Below are 4,611 nucleotides of genomic sequence, written 5' to 3'. Positions count from 1 at the left end.
TCTCATTGATTTTCTCGGTTGACCAGCCTAAGCTTTTTAAAAGTGCATGAGCACTTTCCATGGTGAGACGATCATCAGTGTCATCTGCTTCATCCACTTCCTCTGCCACTTCAACAGAAATTCTTTTAGAAGCAACAGATGCTGTTTGCGGATCCAAGCTTAAAATCAATGCCTTTTTGGGAAAACCTGTTCAATAACGCTGTGCAAGAGTAAGAGCGTTCTCAATATCATATTTTGTGATGTTTTCCACAAAACCTAGACGGCTCTTTCTTTGAAAACTCTCCTTATAAAACTTAAGTTTTTTGACATTACCAGTCAAAATAAGTGCAATAAGGTGAAATTCTGCAAGGCAAAATTCACTGTTTGTTAGCAACGCCGCATAATCATAGATGATTTGGTTGGTGTTTTGGTTATCAGCCCACTCAAGTATATCTGTACAAATCTCCTTTAGCTTGCCTTCATCCAATTCAGTACTAGAAACTGTATAAAATTCTTCTGCCTCTTTGAGAGCTATATATTGGGGCAATCTAGGAAACATCTCTCTATGAGCAGTAGAAAAACTAAGTGTTGAAAGTGAAGCCTTGAATATAAGGATCGGTGTTTTTCCTTTTATATCAAGGCTGTACATTATATTAATGATACGGTCTTTGCTTATAAAATAGGCATTACAATTATAATTTTTGTCGCAATAGACTGTCCAGTTCATCATTTTTAATGTTTCAGAAACTGTATTAAGAAGAACCAAAGATTGTACACCAATACGTGCATCTGCCGCCTCTCGCTCCTTTAAAACGGTCAGATGTCCTTCAGCAAATTGAACAGCGTGATTAACATATTTTTCCACATCATCGTCATCTAAATATTCAGAAATCGTACCTGCTTTTACGGCATTTTGATAGGATTTCAGGACATCAATTTGACCTGTTAATACTAAACAAGCCAAATGCCATGAGATATCAGGACAAGAGCTATATTTTTGAACAAGCGCTTTGCTTTCTATCGCTGCTTCTAAATCCTGAGCACGCGCCCATTGTATCACCCGCTCAGAAATTTTTATAAGCTCCTGCTCATTTAATGTCTCTACACGAATATCAATCCCTTTATCAACACCACTAAAAACCCCTCCCCCAATCGTATTAAAAGACTGATAAATATTTGTAGCTGATATCTGCCTACATTTTCTACTATCGTGAATATAATGGCAAGCTACAGAAATATCTTCGTTGGAGATCCCTGCTTCAAGATGAACATTGTAATCATCATTTGGAAGACGTATAAAACCAAAATCAAATTGAATGAAGCGGTCGGGCAAAACTAACCACATTTTCCCAGGTTCCGTAACAAACCACCCTTGGGTTTTAAGAATGCGCGTTGCTGCTGTAAGACTCATCAAACACTGTTTCGGTTTTTTGCGTGCTAAAATGTCATCCAATTCGTTATTTTTATAAGCCTCAGCAAAAAAGATCATACGCTCAACCTGTGTCATCTTTTCATAATCAGAAAACTCTGGTGTATATAATTGAGATGTAGGTTTGTAATTACTTAAAGCTTCGGTATCGCCGAGTAGAGCCTTTGCAACGAGAGAATGATTAGCAGCTTTTTCACGTAATTTTTTCTCAATATCTTGTGCGTGCGCCCAAACTAACACTTTATTTAAAGCTACCTTAACGTGGTTTTCAAAAAATTCTAGTGCTGTAACTCCAAAATTCTCTTCTGAAGAAATCAGCATATCCTCATATTGGTATCGCGATTTCTTACCGTTAGCGTATTCCCAGCCAAGACAATAGGCGGCAGTGGTAAGACTGACAGAAACCCATAATCTTCCACTATCCCGTCCATAATCTATGACACCATAATGAATACGCACTATGCGATCGGGGAGATGATAATAAGCAAACATATCACCCATTTCATCGCGATGGGGCTCCCAGCCAAGTCTTTTTAAAATCTCTGTTGCATCTTTGGTTTGCATCGTCATTACCCTGCGTGCTCTTTAATTCTTTTACAGAGAAATTCATAAAAATTACTTGCGTAATACTGGGGATCGCTAGGTAGAAACTTAAGATAGAGCGGACACTCTCCATCCTGAAACTGAGTATAATCAAAGTAAAAGGTTTCACCAAAATCTGTTCTATTGACAACAAGCTGCTGTGGTTTTGCTAAACCATTTTTTATATCTGTTAAGTGATAATAAACAATATCACCAGCAGGATTATCTTCAAAACTTGCGTTATAAATGCTAAAAATTTCATAACCTCCAATTTCTCCTCCTCCATAATTTTTTAAAAAACTTTTGTAGGACGAGGTGAGTTGTAAACCAAGAGTTCTCTCAGCCTTTTCAATCAATATATCATCAGGCGCATCCTCTGCAGTGCCAAAATTGATAATCTCATCATCATATTTATTCACTTTATCAATTAATACTACAACATCATCTAAGGTATAGGTTTTCATAGATGATCCCCCTTAAAAATATTAACGATGCTTGCATTCTTGAAAAGAAAAAAATAATGGTGGTTTAACATTGCAATTTGGAAGTAAAACCACCATACAAAGAAATTTACTTCAAATTATCTGTAATCCTTTTACAGAGGAATTCATAGAAGTTACTTGCATAATATTGTGGATTCTTGGGTGGAAAATCAAAATAGAGTGCACATTCTCCATTCTGAAATTGAGAATAATCGAAGAAAAATGTCTCTCCAAAATCGGTTCTACTAACAATAAGTTGCTGTGGCATTGCAAAACCATTTTTTCTATAATTTAAGTTTTTATAAACAATATCATCACTACGAACAATCTCAAAGTTTGTATCATAAACGCTACATATTCCCTCACCACAAATTTCCCCTCTTCCATAGTTTTTTAAAAAACTTTTATAGGAAGACGTAAACTGCAAACCAAGAGTTTTCTCTGCTTTTTCAATCAGTGCATCATCAACTGCTTCATCTGTAGAGCCAAAATCGATACTATCGCTATATTTATCAATTAATTGTACAACATCATCTAAAGTGTAAGTTTTCATAATTTGTTCTCCATAAATTGTTATTTTCTAGTTGCTATATCTTTATTTTCATAACCTTTAGCACGTTCTTTCCAGTATTTCTGTCTCCACAAAGCAAATGCATCCCTATCAATAGCTGATCCCATTGTGTTAGGATTAATGTGAATAGCAGAATGATGTTTATTATGAAACGCATTTGTAACTTCTGCTATGGGACCATCATGTGTTTGTAGCATATGGTGTAATTCAATAGGCTCGTTATCGAAACCTATAGGTGCTCTTCCTGTTTTCATTCTTTCAATATTTGTACCTGTCACTTTTTTCTTGTTGACTGTCCAACTAACAATCTGGTTAGGATCAAACAGTTTTTCGCTCTGATAGACTTTGTTTGTCTGAGTAATTTTTTCTCCCTTGTTAGTTATTTCAAACTCAACCTCAATAGGTTTTGACCAGAATTTTCTCTCTTGCCCCAAATATTGAGTTGCAATAGCTTCATCGCTCATTTTTTCTAGCGATTGTGCGATTTCTTTCCCCACATGCGCAGTATTTACTTCAGAACTAGTTGCTCCCGTTATAGCCGCTTCTTCAGCTTTAGCAGCAAATTTGATGAGATCTTTTTCTACAAGCTTTCCCGCAAGCTTTACGCCTCCCTTGGCTGCTGAAACAGCACCGTCAGTAAGCACTGTAGACCCCACTATATAAGCCACATCTCCTAATGGTTTACCTAGCATTTCGCCAGATTCAGCACCAGCACTGAATGCTCCATCCCCCCCTTTCTCCATTGTTTCATGTATGTGATCTATATGCCCCCCAAAGGAATCCTTTATGTGATCTATACGCCCTCTAAAGGAATCCTTAACACCTCCCCAGAATTGACCAACTCCTTCCCAGAGTTGACCAGCACCTTCCCAGACATCATCAAATATATGCCCACTCGTGGCCCAAGCTTTTGCTGTTCCAACGCCTTGAAGGGCATTTTGATAGATCTCATCAACTGAACTGTTTCCTATTGCCGATCCTAATTCTTTAACGTCATGAACTGTCGCATATATTCCGTTTCCTATTGCCGATCCTAATTCTTTAACGTCATGAGCTGTCTCAGATATTCCGTTTCCTATTGCTTTTACGGCACCAACAATCATACCCTTCGCAAGACCTATCCCAAAAATCCTATCTTGCTCTTCACTAATCTCGAACCATTTTTCGTTAACATCTCTTCGACACTGATCATCAGGGCACTCTTCTAACTCTTTCTTCATCTGAGCGCGTTGTGCACTCCCCAAAAAGTTATTTGCAGCGGCATTACCTGCGGCATCAGCGCCGGCATCAACATTGCCACCGGCAAGGGCAGCGGCAACGCCCCCAGCAGCCCGTGCAACATCAATGGTGTGGTCTCTAAAGTCAGCAAACTGCGCATCAATCTTTGCGTTTATACGCGCTTCCTCTTCCGGAGTTGGGGTGCGACCGTTTAGATCCCCCATTTCCTCTTTCACAATGCCTTGCACCCACAATTGAAACTGGAGCATAGCAGTGGCTTCGCCCACAGCACCCCCCACAGCACCGGCTGTGCAAGCACCGCTCGCAACAGCGCCTTTTAAGCAGCCAAG

Annotated in this window: 3 protein-coding genes and 1 pseudogene; all 4 read right to left on the bottom strand. The window is 38.8% G+C overall.

All coding sequences use genetic code 11. From position 1 onward, the window contains the following. A pseudogene (locus ACFINX_RS09410) lies at positions 1 to 1,972 on the bottom strand (DUF6990 domain-containing protein); the annotation flags it as partial. A 5-nt stretch (positions 1,973 to 1,977) separates the two neighbouring features. Further along, positions 1,978 to 2,454, bottom strand: coding sequence for an SMI1/KNR4 family protein (locus tag ACFINX_RS09405; protein ID WP_375627527.1), 477 nt, complete (start codon positions 2,452 to 2,454; stop codon positions 1,978 to 1,980). Positions 2,455 to 2,560: 106 nt separating this feature from the next. Further along, entirely contained in the window at positions 2,561 to 3,025 is a 465-nt protein-coding gene (locus tag ACFINX_RS09400) for an SMI1/KNR4 family protein (RefSeq protein ID WP_375668734.1), read from the bottom strand. Between the two features lie 20 nt (positions 3,026 to 3,045). Beyond that, positions 3,046 to 4,611: HNH/ENDO VII family nuclease (locus tag ACFINX_RS09395; protein ID WP_375668733.1), on the bottom strand; the 1,566-nt coding region annotated here is incomplete at its 5' end.

It is taken from the genome of Bartonella sp. AP36NXGY, assembly GCF_042195865.1.
GTDB lineage: Bacteria > Pseudomonadota > Alphaproteobacteria > Rhizobiales > Rhizobiaceae > Bartonella.
This window is presented reverse-complemented; position numbering and strand designations above follow the sequence as displayed.